Annotated in this window: 13 protein-coding genes and 1 pseudogene; 10 read left to right on the forward strand and 4 right to left on the reverse strand. The window is 42.5% G+C overall.

The genetic code is table 11. The annotated features are described in order from the left end of the window. From ZOBGAL_RS14090 to ZOBGAL_RS14105, 4 genes are read left to right on the forward strand one after another with little or no spacing between them, the layout of a single operon-like run. The gene (locus tag ZOBGAL_RS14090) at positions 1-1,134 is read left to right on the forward strand and encodes an FIST signal transduction protein (RefSeq protein WP_013994321.1); all 1,134 of its coding nucleotides are present in this window, start codon (positions 1-3) and stop codon (positions 1,132-1,134) included. Continuing rightward, a complete protein-coding gene (locus ZOBGAL_RS14095; protein WP_013994322.1) occupies positions 1,134-2,192 on the forward strand; it encodes a sensor histidine kinase in 1,059 nt (352 codons plus the stop codon). The genes ZOBGAL_RS14090 and ZOBGAL_RS14095 overlap by 1 nt, the downstream gene beginning before the upstream one ends. A gap of 4 nt (positions 2,193-2,196) precedes the next feature. Beyond that, entirely contained in the window at positions 2,197-2,514 is a 318-nt protein-coding gene (locus ZOBGAL_RS14100; protein ID WP_013994323.1) for an Hpt domain-containing protein, read from the forward strand. 2 nt (positions 2,515-2,516) lie between these two features. Further along, positions 2,517-3,242, forward strand: coding sequence for a LytR/AlgR family response regulator transcription factor (locus ZOBGAL_RS14105; protein ID WP_013994324.1), 726 nt, complete (start codon positions 2,517-2,519; stop codon positions 3,240-3,242). A gap of 392 nt (positions 3,243-3,634) precedes the next feature. Here the strand turns inward: ZOBGAL_RS14105 and ZOBGAL_RS14110 are convergent, their stop codons facing one another. The 4 genes from ZOBGAL_RS14110 to ZOBGAL_RS14125 form a co-directional block, all read right to left on the reverse strand. Then, positions 3,635-5,695 (reverse strand): tetratricopeptide repeat protein, encoded by a 2,061-nt coding sequence (locus ZOBGAL_RS14110; RefSeq protein WP_013994325.1) that lies wholly within the window; start codon positions 5,693-5,695, stop codon positions 3,635-3,637. 252 nt (positions 5,696-5,947) lie between these two features. Further along, the gene (locus tag ZOBGAL_RS14115) at positions 5,948-7,477 is read right to left on the reverse strand and encodes a glycoside hydrolase family 2 TIM barrel-domain containing protein (RefSeq protein WP_013994326.1); all 1,530 of its coding nucleotides are present in this window, start codon (positions 7,475-7,477) and stop codon (positions 5,948-5,950) included. Beyond that, positions 7,474-8,703: a hypothetical protein gene (locus ZOBGAL_RS14120; RefSeq protein WP_013994327.1), complete on the reverse strand. Its 1,230-nt coding sequence runs from the start codon at positions 8,701-8,703 to the stop codon at positions 7,474-7,476. The genes ZOBGAL_RS14115 and ZOBGAL_RS14120 overlap by 4 nt, the downstream gene beginning before the upstream one ends. Next, the gene (locus tag ZOBGAL_RS14125; protein ID WP_013994328.1) at positions 8,700-11,786 is read right to left on the reverse strand and encodes a membrane protein; all 3,087 of its coding nucleotides are present in this window, start codon (positions 11,784-11,786) and stop codon (positions 8,700-8,702) included. Before ZOBGAL_RS14125 ends, ZOBGAL_RS14120 begins: the two co-directional genes overlap by 4 nt. Before the next feature lie 560 nt (positions 11,787-12,346). Here ZOBGAL_RS14125 and ZOBGAL_RS14130 point away from each other — a divergent pair. The 6 genes and pseudogenes from ZOBGAL_RS14130 to ZOBGAL_RS23090 form a co-directional block, all read left to right on the forward strand. After that, complete coding sequence (locus ZOBGAL_RS14130) at positions 12,347-13,615, forward strand: oligosaccharide flippase family protein (RefSeq protein WP_013994329.1); 1,269 nt, start codon at positions 12,347-12,349, stop codon at positions 13,613-13,615. Positions 13,616-13,682: 67 nt separating this feature from the next. After that, the gene (locus ZOBGAL_RS14135) at positions 13,683-14,921 is read left to right on the forward strand and encodes a glycosyltransferase (RefSeq protein ID WP_013994330.1); all 1,239 of its coding nucleotides are present in this window, start codon (positions 13,683-13,685) and stop codon (positions 14,919-14,921) included. 38 nt (positions 14,922-14,959) lie between these two features. Then, positions 14,960-16,099, forward strand: a complete 1,140-nt coding sequence (locus ZOBGAL_RS14140; RefSeq protein ID WP_013994331.1) for a response regulator — start codon at positions 14,960-14,962, stop codon at positions 16,097-16,099. Positions 16,100-16,230: 131 nt separating this feature from the next. Continuing rightward, positions 16,231-16,815, forward strand: a complete 585-nt coding sequence (locus ZOBGAL_RS14145) for a TetR/AcrR family transcriptional regulator (RefSeq protein ID WP_316932898.1) — start codon at positions 16,231-16,233, stop codon at positions 16,813-16,815. Positions 16,816-16,882: 67 nt separating this feature from the next. Continuing rightward, a complete protein-coding gene (locus ZOBGAL_RS14150; RefSeq protein ID WP_013994333.1) occupies positions 16,883-17,446 on the forward strand; it encodes a carboxymuconolactone decarboxylase family protein in 564 nt (187 codons plus the stop codon). A gap of 166 nt (positions 17,447-17,612) precedes the next feature. Then, a pseudogene (locus ZOBGAL_RS23090) lies at positions 17,613-17,768 on the forward strand (EthD family reductase); the annotation flags it as partial. Between the last annotated feature and the right edge of the window lie 65 nt (positions 17,769-17,833).

Genomic DNA, 17,833 nt, shown 5'->3' on the forward strand with positions numbered 1-17,833 from the left:
ATGAAAATACAACAGGCCGTTAAACAGGCAAATCGCCCTTTTGAGTTTCAATTCGGGAAAGACCAGCAATTGAAAAAGCCTTTGGTATTGGTCTTCGGCAATCGCTTTGCCCTAGAAAACGAAGCTATGTTCGAGGAGGTGCGCACGCTTTTTCCGGAAGGACATCTTGTGTTTGGAAGTACGTCCGGTGAAATTGTAGGCGAATCGGTGTTGGAAGGTACGGTAACAGTGACGGCCATTGCGTTTGAAAAAAGTCATTTTTTGGTAAAATCGAAGAATGTAAAGGACATTACCGACGATTATACATTGGGAAAATCGCTGTTTGATGAATTTCCCAAGGAAGGATTAAAACATGTGTTCTTGGTTTCGGAAGGCAGTACGGTAAACGGTAGTGCCCTCATCAATGGTTTTCAAAGTGATGCCCTGAACAAAACCAGCCTCTCGGGAGGTTTATGTGGTGATGATGACCGCTTTGAAAGAACTTTGGCCTCTTACAACGAAAAACCGAAAGAGGGGGAAGTAGTAGCTATTGGTTTTTATGGGGAATCGCTTGAGATCTCTAGTGCCAATTATGGCGGATGGACTCCCTTTGGTCCAGAGCGTATTATTACCAAATCTAAAAACAACGTACTCTATGAGTTGGACGGTCAGCCAGCCCTAGACCTGTATAAAAGATATTTGGGTGACAAGGCAAAAGAATTGCCGACCTCGGCGCTGCTCTTTCCTTTGAGTGTACGGGTCAACGAAAGTGATAACCCCATTGTACGTACCATATTGACCATAGACGAAGAAATGAATACCATGACATTGGCTGGCGATGTGCCCGAAGGATCAAGGGTCCAGTTGATGATGTCTACGGTCGACGATATAGCCGAAGCGGCCAATATAGCCGCTCAATATGCTATGAACGATAGAAAAACGGCTCCTGAACTGGCCATTCTTGTCAGCTGTGTCGGCAGGAAGTTGGTCATGGACCAAAGAACGGAAGAAGAAGTGGAAGAGGTGATTTCGGTCATTGGCGACAAAGCCGCTGTTACCGGATTCTACTCCTATGGTGAGATGGCTCCCTTTGCAGGGGAAGAGTCCTGTAAATTACATAATCAGACCATGACCTTAACCTTGTTCAGCGAATAATGCACTCACTCCTACAAAGACAACTAAGAAAAAAATTGCCCGAGCATCTTGCAAAAGACGCCCAGTTGCAAGATTTTCTGGCTGCCGTAGAAAGGTCATATGAAAATTATGACGAGAAGTTGAGTATGATACAAAGGGCGACCACCATCAGTTCGGAAGAATTGTTCGAAGCAAATAGGGAATTGACCAAAGAAGCGGCCAGACAACAAAAAATCTTGGAATCACTTGAAGATGCCATAGCAAGCCTTAATGTCCATTTTGGTGATGAAGAACAGAGCTTAGGGTTGCGGAAAACGGAATTCGATGCCGAGAAACTGGCGAAACATATTAGCCATCTCGCGATAGAGATTGCCCAGATTACCGAAGAAAAAACCCTTTTGCTCAATGATGTAGAGGCCCAGAACGAATCGCTCAATAATTATGTTCAAATGGTTTCACACGATCTTAAATCGCCCATACGTAACGTCAGTGCCCTATTGAGTTGGGTGCTTGATACCGATAAGGAAAACTTAAGCCAAGAAAGTATCGGTAATATAGAGCTTGCATCGAAGAATTTGATCAAAATGGATAATTTGATCAATGGTATTCTGACCCATGCCACCATCGGTAAAAATATGGAATCGAAGAGCAATGTAGATGTCAATGCGTTATTAAGGGAGCTTGAAAGTAATATATCTATACCAGAAAACGTTAGCCTTAGATATAAACGTAATTTTCCCACGATATATATAGAGAAAAACCTATTGGAGAAGGTGTTTACCTATCTGATAGAAAATGCAATTGCTGCCACGGAACATCGCGATCGAGGATTGGTGCAAATCGATTTTTTAGATAATGACGCATACTATGAATTTGCGATCGCCGATAACGGAATAGGAATTCCCGAGAAGCACCAGTCGTCTATATTCGAGATGTTTAAGAAGCTTGATAACGACGATAATTCGGCAGGGGTCGGTCTGGCATTGGCACAAAAAATAGTAAGACTCTATGAAGGTGAGATTGCTGTGGAATCAAAAGAAGACAAAGGGACAACTTTTTCCTTTACCCTAAAAAAGTGATAGTATGGAACAGCCAAACCTAAAGTATATAAAAGAATTGTCGGGTGACGATGTCGAATTTGAAGAGAAATTTATATCCATCCTGAAAGATGAGTTTCCTGTGGAAATGGCCACCTATAGAGACCATATAGATAGCAATGAAACCCACAAGGCGGCCGATATCGTTCACAAGTTGAAACATAAGTTCAACATCCTTAGTATGGAGGAAGCCTATCGCTTTGCCGTCGTATTCGAAGAACAATTACGCACAGGAAAGACGGAAATGGATTCAGATTTTAATTGTACTTTAGTTAAAATAGAAGATTTTTTAAAAACGATTTAAGCATGAACTGCATTATCATAGACGATGAAGCAACGGCACGGGCAATAGTGGCGCGCCATTGCTCGTTGGTTTCTGACCTCAATGTCGTCGAAGAATTTGATAATGCCATAGATGCCATAAAATTCCTGAACCGTCAAGCCGTCGATGTTATTTTCTTGGATATACACATGCCCGGTTTCTCTGGGGTCGATTTTGTTCAAACTTTAAAGAATCCGCCTAAAATAGTCTTGATTACTTCAGATACCGAATTTGCTATCGAAGCCTATGAGTATGAGGCCATAGTCGATTATTTGGTAAAGCCCCTTACCCTTGAACGCTTCGTGAAATCTATGGGCAAGATTAAAAATGCCACCCGTAAAACGACAGATAGGCCAGATCAGGGTTCAGAGGAAAAAAAACATACGCATCTAGATAAGGCTGAAGACTTGTACGTCAATATCGATAAACGCTTGATAAAGCTTCACTTTAACGAGATATTGGTCATCCGGGCCAATGGTGACTATATCGATGTAACTACTGAAAACAAAGAATACCGCGTACATACTACCTTAAAAAAAATAAAGGAGAAACTCCCCGATCAGATCTTTCTTCAAATTCATAGATCTTATGTCATCAATATTTCGAAAATCATCGATATTGAAGACAATAGTGTGTTGATAAAGAAGATGGTAATTCCCATTAGTCGATCAAATCGTCCCGAACTTATGCGACGATTGAACCTGGTTTAAGTCCTTTCTACAATTTTGTACCGTTCATCTATAGGTTCTCGTCACTCATCGTAAGGGCTTTCTTATTTAGAAAGAACTGATGTAAATTTGTAGGGAACATTAAAGCCATCTACCTATGAAAGCAAATCTCTTATACATCTTAAGCAACAAAGGGGCCGCTATACGTCTGATAGGTGTGCTTGCGTCGGTTATCATCGGTATCGTTTTGGCCGTGATGAGTATCTGGAATTAGTAGGAATATAATGTGTAAGGCGTAATGGACTTATGTAAACCTTCCAAAAAAAGAACCATAGTCGGGGCGAAAGCCCTTTGAAGCCTTCCCATATGAATTTTGGGTTTATGGGAATGTGTTTTTTGTCTCAAGACAATCTTAGCGGATTGTCTTTTTTTTGTTATTGGACTATGCGTTTGTAAAACAGGGGCTTTTTGGTAATCAGCCATTTTAGCTTTAATCCGATTTCGGTAAACTCGAATCCTGCCGCGGTAGCCGATGCTATGTTACTGTACTTTCCGTATAAATTACCGCTAAAACGCTTCGAAAATTTATGTGTTATACCAGCTTCGGCCCGAAATATTACGGTATTGGGGTCATCTTCTACCTGCTGTAGGCCCGTTGCCGCACTCATCATATATTGTGTGTTCTTGGCTATATCGCCCCGCAGATCGGCAAATACCTCTACCGCTTGGTATTTTTCGGGACTAAAATAAATGGTAGGCAATTGTTCCGCAAAAGAGAGGTACTGGTAGTTCAGCCCGACCTTAAGGGCCGGTTTGCGCAACACGTTATAGTACAGGGAGGTGAACAAAAGGTTGCGGGTGTTATTGTCACTTTGTGTGGTATGTATAGCTTGGGTATACCAGCCCAGATTAAAGTTGGTACCCAGGTTGTAGTTTAGGCCCAGATGGTTCATGATGATTTCACGTTCGATCAGGTCGGCGTTAAAGTTCTGGATCTCGCGCTTATACCCCAGTTCAAGGTTTTGCAGCTTGAAAGGTTGCAATAAGAGCTTTACATCGATTACGGGTTGGGTGTAGTCCTCTGTGTCAAAGCTGGACTTGTTCAGGCCTGCTACGGCCTTAAAAGTGGTTTTTGGAAGGAATTTGTAATCGAAACCGGCGGAAAGTACATGTGAACTTGCCTTGTTGTCGGTTATTGTATTTTCCGTAGTCCTGTAATTATAGGATAGGTTGGTGCTAAACTTGGTTGATAAGGGAACGGTGGCCGTAGTATTGGTGGATATGGCAACGTTCTTACCGTTGTCAAAAGTGTAGGCCAAGTGTTCGTCTATCGTAGGGGTAAAGCTTATGTTTAACTTGTCGATAAAACCTATGGCATCTTTTTGGTCCTTGAAAATCTTTAGGGTTCCAAAGGCCGCTTGGTACGCGGGAACGATGAGGTCTGCTGCAAAAAGCGCATTGGCCTTTCCTAGATTGCCATCAAAGGAGGCACTATCATTTTTTAAAATGGCATCGTAATTGGCGACACTCTTTTTCGGTGAGCCGGTATATAGGCCGTGCATGGCCTTGAGTGCATATAACCAGTTTTTATCGGCATACTTGGTTTCCAAGGTAGTGATTTCGGTTTTGGCCAGATTGTATTTTCGGTTCCATATCAGGGCTTGAACATAGCGGTCGTAGGTCTTTTCCATTAAGGCTTCATCTCCCAATGTCTTGGCTTTTTCCTTTGCCGTTGTGGCAACTACCAAGGCCTGTTTGTCGTTCTCGCCTATATGCTCGGCAAGGGCAATGCCGTTAAGCGCTGTAATCGAGTCTTTTGATGAGGTGGCAAGGCGTTGGTAGGTGGCTTTGGCCTGGTCCACTTCCTTGGTGATCAAATAGAGGTTGGCAAGATTGAGCAAAGCGTCTTTGTCTTCGGGAAAATCGATAAAAATTTCCTTTAATAGGCTTTCTCCCTTCTTGTAGTTTTGGGCATTGACATAGGCATTGGCATACCCCAAACGCATATATTTTCGCGAAGTTTTGGCACTGGGGTTGCCAGGCTGGATCACTAGGGCCTTTTCTACCCATTCCAAGGCTTCTTTATATTTCTTTAGGTTACTTAGCGTATTGGCATACCCTAGTACGGCGCCAAAATTCTCTGGGTAGGCTTCTACGAGTTCGGCATAAAGGGGTTCTGCCTTTTCGAATTTTTTATCCCAGAGAAAAGATTCGTTATAATTTATCTGTATTTCAAAATCACCAGGGTATTCTTTTAAGAGGTCGGCGAACAGTTCCGTGGCCTTTTCGGGCTCGCCACTTAGGCCTACGGCACGACCATAACAGATTAATGCGGTTTTGTTCTTTGGGTCATCGGAAAGATAACCTTCAAAGAAAGTCTCCGCTTGCTCAAAACTGCCGTTTTCCAACAAGGTGAAACCCGGTTGAAGCGGATTTTGGGCCATTCCGTAAAAAGAAAGGAACAGGAATAAACAGAGCGTATATAGTTTTAACATTAAAGTAAGTTTTTTACCACAAGGGTATAACGGTTATAAATTTTATTTATTGGTGCTTTTATCATAAATGTTGTGATAGTTGTTTTATGCCGTTTGAAATGAGAAAAGTATCTCATTTATAGGTGTTTAGTCGGTGTTTTTAACGCCTTTTCTCTTTTGGGAAAACTTCATTTTATTAGGTGGGAACCCTTGCGAAATTCCTCGGATCACACAAGCATTTTACCCGAAAAGTAAAAGCGAAATAGCGCTTTGTTATTCTAGCCCCTTATTTATAAAGATGTCATACACCGGTTTTTTTCTTCCCTGTGAATCGAGTAGGCCAAAATGGCGTTGCTGTACTTTTCGCCAAGGCAGACGGCCTACTACGGAAGTGGGAATGTTCTTGAAATCGTAGAGTGTCCATATCATATGCGATAGCTTCTCTTTTTCCACGACCTTTTGAATGGTTTCTATATAGGCTTTTTGCTTTTCATCGGAACCGGAAAACGCGTTCCAGATACCGTCGTAGGAAGAATATCCATATTCTTGTAACAACAGCGGTTTATCGGTGACCTTGTTTTTTAGAATAGTAAAGGCGGCTTCAAATTCCGAAGCACCACGGTAATAGTGAAACGAGACAAGCTCAAGTTGATCCTTAAGGTGAACGGCGGCTTCCGGACTTGCCCATCCTATGGTAATGGCCCGCTCAGGGTCTATTGAACGAATACGTTCTACGGTCTGTTCCAACCAGGCCAACACCCGTTCTTTGCCCCGTGATTCAAAATCAAGGTCGGGTTCGTTCTTGACGTCCCAAGCAATAATGGCCTTGTGGTCTTTTAGGGATTCTACCACTTGCTCCACATGGCGGTTGGTCATCGTCCAATCGTTGATGCTGTAATTCCCATAAAAATCAAAGAGGGTAGGCATGATGTCCAATCCGTTTTTTTCGGCCATATCAAGGGTCAGTTTTACTTTTTGTATTTTTTCTTGATCCACATGTTCTTTCCCGAAAGATTCGTACGGAATGAAAATACGTAGGCTATTGATGCCCATTTTGGCCATGAGCTTAAAGTCATGTTCAATTATTGAGATGTCGAATTTATCCCCGAACATATCCCAAGGGGTGTTTTGAGGGTAGTAGTTAATTCCCTTAAAATGAAAATTTTTAAGGTTTTGCACCTTCGGGATGGTCTGTTTTTCCGTTTTGGGCAAGGTGTTTTCTACCAAATGGCGCACCCTCCAAAAGCCATCTTCCAAGAGCAGCATTACCTTGTAATCGGACAATAGTTTTCGTTTGGTGACCAAGGTTTCGTTTTGGTAGACTTCTTCATAGGCCGAGACGTTCTTATCGGTGAAGACCACAAGCTTACCATCGGTACTGTAAAATTCCAATTTGGGGTGATGTTCAAGTGTGGTGGTCTGTAGGGTAACCTTATTTTTTAGGTTGAGCTCGGTAATCTTAAAAAGTTCGGTACGCATACTATCGGTATAGTAGTCGGCCACGCCATAGGGAAGGTTGTTGGCATAGGCGGCGTTACGCACCTGCCAGGCACTTAGGTAATCGCGTTCTATTTCGCCCAAGGTTTGTGTTTCCATGGGACGGCCTTCGTTTTGGGCAATTTCCCATTGCACTTTAGGCAGGTAGGAGGCGGATATTTCCTCGTGCAGGTGCAACATTGATGTACGATCCGCACCGGTGTTCAAATAGGTCAATGCGCTAGTGACCCCGAATAGGATGAGGGCGTTAAGGGCCAAAAACGTGACCAGTAGGAAAATACGATATAGGTTTCGGTTCATTTTCATTTTAGTGCTACTGATTTTGTCTTGGTTATACCCGCTGTTTTGATCAATAATAGATAGGTGTCGTTCGGGTAGAAATCCCGAGAGAGTTCAAATTGACCTTTGCCTTGCATCGATGAGGTTCTGAGTAGGTCTAAAATGTTGCCTTTATTGTCTTTGACGGTCAACGAAATGGGCATGCCGTCAGGTACCAATTGGTTCATAAAACTTTTTAGCGGCCCCACGGAGATGCTTCTATGGTCTTCGGAGAACCGTAGGTTGTAATCGGTTACCGAAGCCTTGAAGTCAACTTTTATAAGCTTGCTTTTGGCCGCACCCGTTACAAAGGCTTCTATAGACCATGAGGCTTGGTGTTCTGGGTGTAAAAGCCGTGCTTGGGCCATGCCGTTTAGAGTGGTACCCTGTGCTTTTAGTTTGGCCCCTTTCTCATCGGTAATGATAAAGGATACCAAGGTGCCATCACTTACTATATTTCCGTAAGTGTCCTTAAGAATGCTGCTTTTAAAGGTGATGACCTGGTTGCCATCGGCATATTCGTGGTTTCGCTCATAGGAAGTGGTAAAATCTATAGGGTTTGCAGGGTATACGATGGTGGTGAATTCCTTGGAGTCGGTTTCGTTACAAGCTGCGGAAATCAGCATACGTCCCGATTTTGTCGGAGGCCGTACCTTTGACCATGCCATGAGGTTCTTGGTAAATAATTCGCTTTCGGATTGACGGTCTTGGAATTGGATTTTGCTAAAAACCGATGTGCTGTCGTTTAGCGGATTGTCATAAATGTCGGTCGGCACCATAACGAACATGGCGTAATCCTCAGGGCCTGCAGTAAGGCTTCTTGGGCCTAAGTACGATTCTAGGAACGTGCCTTTCCTAGGGTTGATATGGATGTTGACCGTGCCGTTCATTTTCTCTTCGGAATCGGAGAACAACGACCAATAACAGGGGCCCGATTTTTCATGGAAGTTCTTGGGAATGGAAAATTGAAGGATGCCATCGCTAAACGAAGGGCTAAGGATGGTGGTACCTATGGCATTTCTGACCGCAAGGACAGCATTTGATTTTCCGGAAGTTTTAAAGTCTAGCGAGAAGGCTTCCCCCGCGGTAAAAATTTGTTTTTCGCTGAGCAGCTCAAAGGTGGCATTCGACTTTTCTGTTTTCTCGGGATGTTTGGAACATCCGAAGAAAAGCGTCGAAATAAGAACACAGATATGTAGAAGATGCCTTGTCATTTCGGATTGCCTATATAACTGTTCAACTCAAATTTTAAGAATTCAAAACCGTCTCCCGAATAGGGTTGTAGTTGGTCTTGACTATGGGATATGTTTCTGTCGGGAAACACCTTTTTTCCGATTTCGGAATTGGGACTGCCGTTTACGAAGCAGTTTGTAAGACTGCTGTTTATGATTTTAATATCCGATAAAGACGCTACTTTGTATTCAAAGAAACGTTTCCTTTGAATGCGCACCCCATCGGTCAAGAATTTGTGTTCGACCCAAATGAGTTCTTGGTTTTTATCGTAATACGAAATTAAAAGCTGGGGAATGGTCACCTCTTGAATGCCCGAGTTAAAAAGGGTACCGCTTATTTTATCATCTTCAAAAACCAGCTCTTGCAGGCTTACTTGTTTATAGAGATCGGTGTTGGCCACATTTCCCGCACATTGCAGGTTGAACTTTGTGGGTTGTTCATCGAAGGTCATTGGGGTAAACTGGTCTGGGTCAAAGGTAGGGGGCAAGGTGTCTTTGGTAGATGACCAGGCAATACCTTCAAAGTCTATTCTAAAGGTAGTGGTCTCCTTGGGCATCAATTTATGCTTGGCTACGTCTTTCGCGTTGTAAGTGGCCAGTTCTTTGTTCTGGTCATTGTACAGCGTACCCTTTATAACCACATCCGCAGGAACATGGTCTACGTTCTGAAGCTCGCCGATAATGCTGTAGCTCCCTTGGTATTGTACAAGCCGGGCCTTTAGCACTTCAAGAACGGGTTGTTTTAGAACGTCTTCATGATGGGTCTGCTGGGTAGTGATCTTTCGTCGACCGTGGTTGAAAAAAGTGGTGTTGTTCGAAGTGAACAATTGGTCGGGCGGTAGGTCGTTGTCTAGGGATGAAGGCTCGATATACCATTTTCCCTTCTTTTTGATAAGGCTGTGGTAGTAGTCTTTGTGAATGCTCTCAAGGGGAGTGATCCATCTTGTGGCCGCCTTTACCCGGGCACTGGTATCATTTTGCCGTAAAAATTCGATGCCTAAGGAATCGAGTTTGGCGTAGGAACTGAGAATGCCATCGGTGACGGAAACCTCAAGCATATACTGGGCAATGGTTTTATCGCTATCGGGATTCAAAAATGAATAGGCCTTGTTGAATTCCTTGAAGTCAAGAGCGTCATAGTAGGCTTCGACCACGTTTGAGGGGGCTACCTGATCTACGTTTTTGATGTAGAAAAGATAAGTGCCATAGCCCAATACGATCAGTAGTATGAAGGCCCAGATATGATTGATGACAATCAATCGTTTTGGGAAGTTGTTGTGGTCGATGGCGTATTTTACGAACTCGCCCTGGGGTAGGGGCTTTAGTTTTAATGCCCTGACCCATATCCATTGAATGTTGATGACAAAGGCCAGTAAGACCGTAAGAATGGGAATGATGCCCCACATGAGCTTTAGGGCCACATGTACGTCTTCTTTGGGCATAATGGTAGGGAATGGCGGTACGTTCAGTTTTTCCCAAACCATAATACCGTTTTCCAATTGTTGTAGGCGTTGCCATCCGCAGAAGTAGAGAATGGGGTCGTAGAATTTGTCGTTTGAGAAGATGTATTTCAGATTGTATTTTTCCGGTACGGTCAAGAATTGTTGTAAAGAGCCGATGCCCTCAACGCCTCTAAATTTTGAATTTTCAAGGCGTTCAATGGCCCTGGTCGTCAGTTCGGGCAGCCGCCGTGCGGAGTGGTAATTGCCGTCTACCGTCATGGCCTGGGTCTGGGCCGAAAGCCAGGCCATTTGATCGCCGAAGCCCAAAGGTAGGTAGCGCCAGTGGTCGTGCGAATCTTGGCTTAAAAAATTGACAATGGGCTGCATCTTTATTTTCTGCGGCTGTGATGGCCTAAAATAGCCTAGGCTCATGGTAAAGATGACCATGAAAAGCATACCGCCCACAATAAGGCCTCCCAAAATACGATGGTAGACACGGCCCCAATTTTCCTGAATACGGTCTTTTAGGTCGCCTTCTACCATCCGGTAGGCGAACTCGCCAAAAAGCGGTAGCGCCATAATGGTGGCCCAGAGCGTAAAGCGGTCTAGGGTCAATATATTAAAAGCCGTTTCGCCGAGCAGTTTCAGGGGTAGGGGGGTGGTTCCTCCGGTTCCCAAAAGGGTCAACATTGAAAACGATAATCCGAAAAAGATATAGCGTCGGCTATAATAACGGTAAAAAAGAAAGGGCAGGATAAATGTGAGAATCCCCCATGGAATAACGAAGAATACGAGTCCCGATGAGGTTACCTCAAGAAAATTGTCCCTTGAACCATGTGGAATGGGTACTTGGGTAATGGGGTTTTTCTTTGAATTGATCCAGTAGGGCAAAATACAGGTAACGATAAGGAACAAAGAGGAAAAACCGAAAATGACAATGCGCCAGAACAGCTTTTTAAATTGTTTAAAAAAGACCCCGAAACGTACTTCCCTAAAGCTGTTGACCTGGTCTCTGGCCGAGTCCATTACCGCCATTCCCAGTAAGGGAAAGATAAAGAAAATCATACCAAAAATGGGCGTCACATGATGAGAGGTTACCGTTACGGCAATCAAAGAAAGGCTGGTGGCCAGGTACCTCGATTTTCCGGTTTTTACCCAGAGGTATATTTCAGGCAAGGAATGTAAAAGGATAGATAGGCCTATGATACTGGGCAATTGCCCGAAAATATGTAGGGTTTCAACAAAAGTCGATGAAAAGACCGCCAACAAGGCGGTATACCCGGCTATTTTCCGGTCTCCGGTCATCAATAGACCAAAACGATAGGCCCCCGTTATAAACAGGACAATGCCGATAAGGGCTACGCTGAACATTCCAAATTTGAGTCCGCCTATATGGGAAAGAATACCAATGGATTGATGTACCAATGGGGGGTAGGCCTGCACGGTAAAACCAGTGTACCATCGATAGTCCCACGGCTCAAACCAACTATTGGCATAATGGTCCGCAAAAAACAGATGGATCAGGGCATCATAAGTTGTCTCAAGAGTGAAGAAAATGCTAGACCCGTGAAAGGCAATACCTATGACCAGTGCTAAGATCAATAATACATTGGTACGTTGCATTGAGGTTATTTGTCAGAAAATATAACAAAGTAAAGATATTAATATTGTATTTCATCGATGGTATTGCTGGTCTAAGGCAATACGCCATTCGTCTACAGTTAAGTGTAAATCAGCAATTTCTAGTCTGAAAAGATGCCGATGGGAGGATAAATTTGTCAATGTGTACGAGTAAACGGCCTATCGGAATCCAACCATATTAAAGCAGGTGAATTTCGGGTGATGGTCTTGAAAAGCTTCTTCTGTAAAATTGGTGGAAGATGCTGTGTATACGCCCTAAGACAAGATAAAAGCATCGTGGATAGGGTAAATTAAGAATCGTTTTATTGATTTTGTCTATGAAATGCAAAATAATTCTATGAAACGCTACATTTTATCGATTATAAGTTAAATCTTACAATATTTCTATAAAACGGCGTTTACGTACTATGCTAAGATTACCCTAAATGGGGTTAGCTAATTATTTGAAAAACAGAATGTTCATCTGACGTAAAAGAAATCGGTCATATGGAAAAGTAGAAATACAAGGGGTAAGACCTTGTATAAAATCTAATAATAGAACCATGACCGCCATCAAACTAATGTTGAAGAAAGTATCCCAAGAACAGTTGTTCATGGGGAGCGTTCTTTTGGTAAACGGCGGCAACTACCTATACAATTTGCTATTGGGGCGCCTATTGGGCCCTGCCGCTTTTTCGGAAGCTGCACTTTTGGTAACCTTATTATTGGTCTTGTCCTTTATGGGAATGACTTTTCAGTTGGCTACCGCAAAATTTGCGGTTATTTTTTCGGGCCGTGAATGGGATGTATTTAAAAACATCAGTTACCGTCAGGCCAGTATCGTAGGTCTGGTCATTGGGGTCCTCATTCTTGTTTTTTCAAAACAACTGCAATCGCTTTTTAATACCGATAGCCATTGGATGTTTGTCATCTTCGGCCTAGGTATACCTATTTATTTTTTTATGAGTGTCAATAGGGGGGCTTATCAAGGTAGACAAGAGTTTGCCAAATTGTCCATTACCTATCAGACCGAAATGTGGAGCCGATTGCTACTAACCATGATTTTGCTCTTTTTATTGGATATTGAGCCTGGAACATTGGTAGCCTTGGGTATCTTTTTGTCTTTTTTGTTCGGACTTTTTCCTTCCGACAGTACATCCATATCCTTTAAGGAATCTAGAAAGTTGAGTCCCGATAATGCAAAGCGGGTCTCACAGTTTATCTGGTTGACCGCTTGTTACGAGTTTACCCAGATTATCATAAACAATAGTGACGTATTGCTGGTAAAGCATTACTTCGAACCTATGGAGGCGGGGCTATATGCTTCATTGGCCCTAATAGGTAGGGTAGTGTATTTTGTGGCTTGGATGTTCGTGATGTTATTGTTGCCCGTAGTCGTGCAGAAACAGAAAGATGGAGAACCTACAGCGCCCATATTATTTAAATATGTATCGTATATAGGACTATTGTCGGCCGGTATCGTGGTGGTCTGTTACTTTTTTCCGGAATTGATCATTACCCTAATGTTCGGGGATTCCTATATCGCTATGTCTAGTTTGTTATGGCAGTACGCCCTGGCCACATCGCTGTTTGCCATATCGAATATTTTCGCCTATTACTTTTTGTCCCTAGACCACTATGTACCCGTAATCCTTTCTGGGGTATTGGGGCTTTCGCAGATTTTATTGGTAGTGCTCTATCATGAGAGCCTTGATCGTGTGGTACATATGCAGCTTATTGCCATGTCGGTACTATTGTTGGTGCAGTTGCTGTATTTCGCCCATAAGGAATTGGGCCGGAACGGCACGCCCGAAAAAGCTAGGGAAGAATAAATTAAGAAACAAAAATGAGGGGATAAGCTCCCTTTATGAAATCGCCTTGAATTTTAAGTCATATACTATGAAATTAGCCATTGTAACCGCATATCCGCCCAGTAAAGTAACATTGACCGAATACGGATATTATCTTGTAAAACACTTTAGGTTGCAAGAAGAGGTCACCGAAATTATTTTAATGACCGATAGAACGGATGACCCAAAAGACCTTTCCTTTGAGGGCGAGGGTTGTAAGATTACCGTTGAAGAGTGTTGGGATTTTAATAGCTATACCAATTTATGGCGGGTCAACAAGGCGATTAAAACCCATAGTCCCGATGCCGTACTTTTTAACCTGCAATTTTTGAAGTTCGGGGACAAAAAGATACCGGCAGCCTTAGGGTTGATGTTGCCTTATATGAGCAAGTTAAAGGGTATACCCACTATTTCCTTACTGCATAATATTTTGGAACAAGTAGATTTGGACAGTGCGGGCTTTACCAAAAGCAAGTTGCTTCAGAAGATATACGGTTTTATCGGTACTACTTTGACGAAGTTCGTTCTGGCTTCCGATATATTGGCGGTGACTATCAGCAAATATGTAACTATTCTAGAGGAAAAATACAAGGCCAAGAACATTGCCTTGATCCCCCATGGATCTTTCGAAACCCCACCGGAACCTGATTTTAGCTTGCCCCCCGGGCCCAAGCAGGTAATGGCTTTTGGCAAGTTCGGTACCTATAAAAAGGTCGAGGTGCTGATTGAGGCCATAGAGGTCATTCGAAATAGAAGTAATGAAGACATTGAAATCGTAATCGCCGGAACGGATAGTCCGAATACGCCGGGATATCTCAAAAAAATGGAGGAAGTCTACAGTCATGTTCCCCAAATACGTTTTACGGGCTACGTTGCCGAAGAAGATGTGCCGGTTATTTTTGGCGAAAGCGCCGTTGTGGTCTTTCCTTATACCTCTACCACTGGTAGTTCGGGCGTATTGCACCAAGCCGGAAGTTATGGTAAAGCCGTGGCCTTACCTGATTTGGGCGACTTGAGCGTACTGGTCCAGGAAGAAGGGTATAGAGGGGAATTCTTTTTACCCGAAAACAAAATATCCCTAGCGGATGCAATAGAAAAAATACTCACCGATGAGGCCTATAGAACCGAACTGGCCCGGGCGAATTACGAAGCGGCATGCTCACTACCAATGAGTGCTATCGCCAAAATGTATTTAGATTATTTCAAGGCCATTCAAGTGCAAAAAACGAAAGGGCAGATAATAGACGTAAACGCCATCGGACTAACTCACGAAAAAACAAAAGCATAAACAAAAACAGGTCCCACACCTTTATAAAGTATACCATCATGAAAATATTAACCATTGACGACCAACAGCTGATTTTGCTTTCGGTTGAAAGGCGATTGTTAGAATTAGGATATGAAGTTAAAACGGCCAGTTCTGGCGCGCAGGGAATTGAAGTCTATAACGACTTTCACCCTGATCTGGTTTTAGTGGATATAAATATGCCGGGTATGTCCGGACTTAAAGTAGTTGAGCATATACGGGTAAACGAAAAATCAGATATCCCGATTTTGATTATGTCGGGCAATACTGATGAAAAAATCATTGTTGATGGTTTTGATTTAGGTATCAATGACTATATGAAAAAACCTGTGAGCTTAGATGAAATGGCTGCACGGATAAAGAGAATTATAGGTGCGCCCGACGTTCAAAAACAAGCTGTTAATAGTGATAATGCCCGAATGCTTCAAAAGAATTGTGTGGGTGTAGTTATTCCTTGTTACAACGAAGAAGACCGTTTGTCAGGGCCAGAATTCAAAGCTTTTGCGCAGGAGAATTTAGGCTATCATTTATGTTTTGTAAATGACGGAAGTACGGATAAAACCCTAGAAGTGTTACATGAACTTCGTAAAGGGAACGAGTCCAATATAAGCATATATAATTGTGAGAAGAACGGAGGTAAGGCGGAAGCGGTGCGCCAGGGTATCTTACATATGATTAAAGATGAGCAATTAGATTATTTGGGATATTTAGATGCCGATCTTTCTACGGATTTTAGAGATTTTGACGATTTGGTTAAGACCATTGAAACTTCACAATTTAAGATCGTCAGCGGTTCCCGCATCAGTAGGATGGGGGCGAACATTACCAAGGAATCGGCCAGAAAGGTCATAAGTATGACCATTAACCTGATCATACAGACCATTTTGGGTATGCCGTTTAAGGATACCCAATGTGGGGCCAAGATTATGGACCGTGAGATAGCCTCTACTATGTTCAATAAAAAGTTCATTACCAAATGGCTTTTTGATGTGGAGATATTTATGCGCATGAGAAAGCACTACGGAAAGGAAGAGGCCAAACGTATCATTTGTGAACAGCCGCTCAAAAGGTGGATCCATGCCGATGGTTCTAAATTATCTATGAAAGACTCGGTTAAAATTGTTGGTCAATTGGCCAAGATCGCGGTTTCCTATCGATAGGCCCCTATTGCCTTGTTAAAGACAGCTCAAAAGTTGTATTCATACATATGAATCGGCCTTTGACCTGTTTTTTGTACTTCAAAGCCAAAGTATTCTTAATTGTTTGGTCGAATCAAAGCAACTGCTTAGTTTTGTCGTCTAGTTTAGAACCATTGGCCAGAAAAAAGCAATATAACGAAGAAGAGGTGATAGAAAAGGCCACGGCCCTTTTCTGGAAGAATGGCTATGAGGCCACTACAGTACGTATGCTGGAAAAGGAAATGGGGATTAACCAGTTTTCCATTTATTCTAGTTTTGGCAATAAACAGGGCGTATTCTTAGAAAGTATTAACGCCTACAAAAAAAGAATACGCTGCATAACCGAAAAGCTGGCCCAGTCCAATAACGGTAAGGAAGGTATCAAGCAATACTTCTATGATTTTTTAGAGTTTGCAAAAGAAGACGGTAAAAACAAAGGCTGTCTTGTGACCAATACGGTCAATGAGATCAAGGCCGATGCAGACCCCTTAATAATGGAGCAGTTGATGGAATTTGCCAACAGTATCAAGCAGTTGTTTATTGATAACCTCTTACAAGAGGAAGGAAAAACCGGGGAAGAAGCAAAGAGGCAATCAAATTATTTGATGAATAGTTTGTTGGGTTTGTCAGTTTCGTCAAAAGTTTTCGACCAAAGCCAACTCAAGGACACCATTGAAATTACGTTTTTGAACCTATAAAATTTTTTACACCTAAACTAAGCGTTTGCTTAGAAATAAATTGGATAATAAATAAAAAATTGAAACTATGAGCACATTAACAAATCACACCCTAGAAACAGCACCCGAAGAAAGCAAGCCATTATTGGAAAATTCCATTAAGGCGTTTGGTAATATTCCAAACCTTCATGCGGTATTGGCTGGGGCACCCGGTCTTTTAAAGGCTTACCAATCTTTACATGAGCTTTTTGTAAACTCATCTTTTGATAATGATGAGCTTACCGTGGTATGGCAAACGATTAATGTAGAGCATGCTTGTCACTATTGTGTGCCGGCGCATACCGCCATCGCAAAAATGATGAAGGTAGATGATGCCATTACCGAAGCCTTGAGAAATGGTACTGAATTACCATCTGAAAAACTACAGGTTCTTCACGAAACGACACTTAAGATTGTTCGTAACAGGGGACATATTGAAAATGAAGACGTACAGGCGTTTTACGCTGTCGGTTACGAAGAGCGACAATTGCTTGAGATCATCTTGGGCCTTTCCCAAAAAGTGATCAGTAACTATGTAAACCATATTGCAGAAACTCCGGTTGATACAGCTTTTCAAAAATTTGCTTGGAAAAAAGAAGAGAAGATTGCCTAATGTTGTTTGTTAACGAAGCTTGATGGCAATGTTTAAGCCTTTCACTTTATGTGGAAGGCTTATTCTTCCCTTTAAAAACATAAGCTTGAAAACGTTTAGGATAAAAATATAGGATTATGGGTATTTCAATCGAGAATAAAGTCGCTTTGGTAACAGCGGCACCTCGGGCGATAATGCGCCCTACAAGGCGATAGCCAATCTACTATATGATTCCTTGGTGTCATTTCAAGAATCGTTTGGGGCCAATGCGCAAAAGCTATTGGCAGATCTTCCTAATTTTACGAACGTGCATCCGGAAGTTCAAATTAGTAAGGTTTTATAGAGAGGATCGTCTTAGGTAGGGAATCTACCTTAATTTCAAGGGCGATTCCCTATTTTTTAATGATA

It is taken from the genome of Zobellia galactanivorans (genome assembly GCF_000973105.1).
GTDB classification, from domain to species: domain Bacteria; phylum Bacteroidota; class Bacteroidia; order Flavobacteriales; family Flavobacteriaceae; genus Zobellia; species Zobellia galactanivorans.

What these genes read in the sequence shown, in the direction of transcription:
- ZOBGAL_RS14090 (WP_013994321.1), top strand. Translation starts at nt 1, where the DNA reads ATGAAAATACAACAGGCCGTTAAACAGGCAAATCGCCCTTTTGAGTTT.
- ZOBGAL_RS14095 (WP_013994322.1), top strand. Translation starts at nt 1,134, where the DNA reads ATGCACTCACTCCTACAAAGACAACTAAGAAAAAAATTGCCCGAGCAT.
- ZOBGAL_RS14100 (WP_013994323.1), top strand. Translation starts at nt 2,197, where the DNA reads ATGGAACAGCCAAACCTAAAGTATATAAAAGAATTGTCGGGTGACGAT.
- ZOBGAL_RS14105 (WP_013994324.1), top strand. Translation starts at nt 2,517, where the DNA reads ATGAACTGCATTATCATAGACGATGAAGCAACGGCACGGGCAATAGTG.
- ZOBGAL_RS14110 (WP_013994325.1), bottom strand. Translation starts at nt 5,695, where the DNA reads ATGTTAAAACTATATACGCTCTGTTTATTCCTGTTCCTTTCTTTTTAC.
- ZOBGAL_RS14115 (WP_013994326.1), bottom strand. Translation starts at nt 7,477, where the DNA reads ATGAAAATGAACCGAAACCTATATCGTATTTTCCTACTGGTCACGTTT.
- ZOBGAL_RS14120 (WP_013994327.1), bottom strand. Translation starts at nt 8,703, where the DNA reads ATGACAAGGCATCTTCTACATATCTGTGTTCTTATTTCGACGCTTTTC.
- ZOBGAL_RS14125 (WP_013994328.1), bottom strand. Translation starts at nt 11,786, where the DNA reads ATGCAACGTACCAATGTATTATTGATCTTAGCACTGGTCATAGGTATT.
- ZOBGAL_RS14130 (WP_013994329.1), top strand. Translation starts at nt 12,347, where the DNA reads ATGACCGCCATCAAACTAATGTTGAAGAAAGTATCCCAAGAACAGTTG.
- ZOBGAL_RS14135 (WP_013994330.1), top strand. Translation starts at nt 13,683, where the DNA reads ATGAAATTAGCCATTGTAACCGCATATCCGCCCAGTAAAGTAACATTG.
- ZOBGAL_RS14140 (WP_013994331.1), top strand. Translation starts at nt 14,960, where the DNA reads ATGAAAATATTAACCATTGACGACCAACAGCTGATTTTGCTTTCGGTT.
- ZOBGAL_RS14150 (WP_013994333.1), top strand. Translation starts at nt 16,883, where the DNA reads ATGAGCACATTAACAAATCACACCCTAGAAACAGCACCCGAAGAAAGC.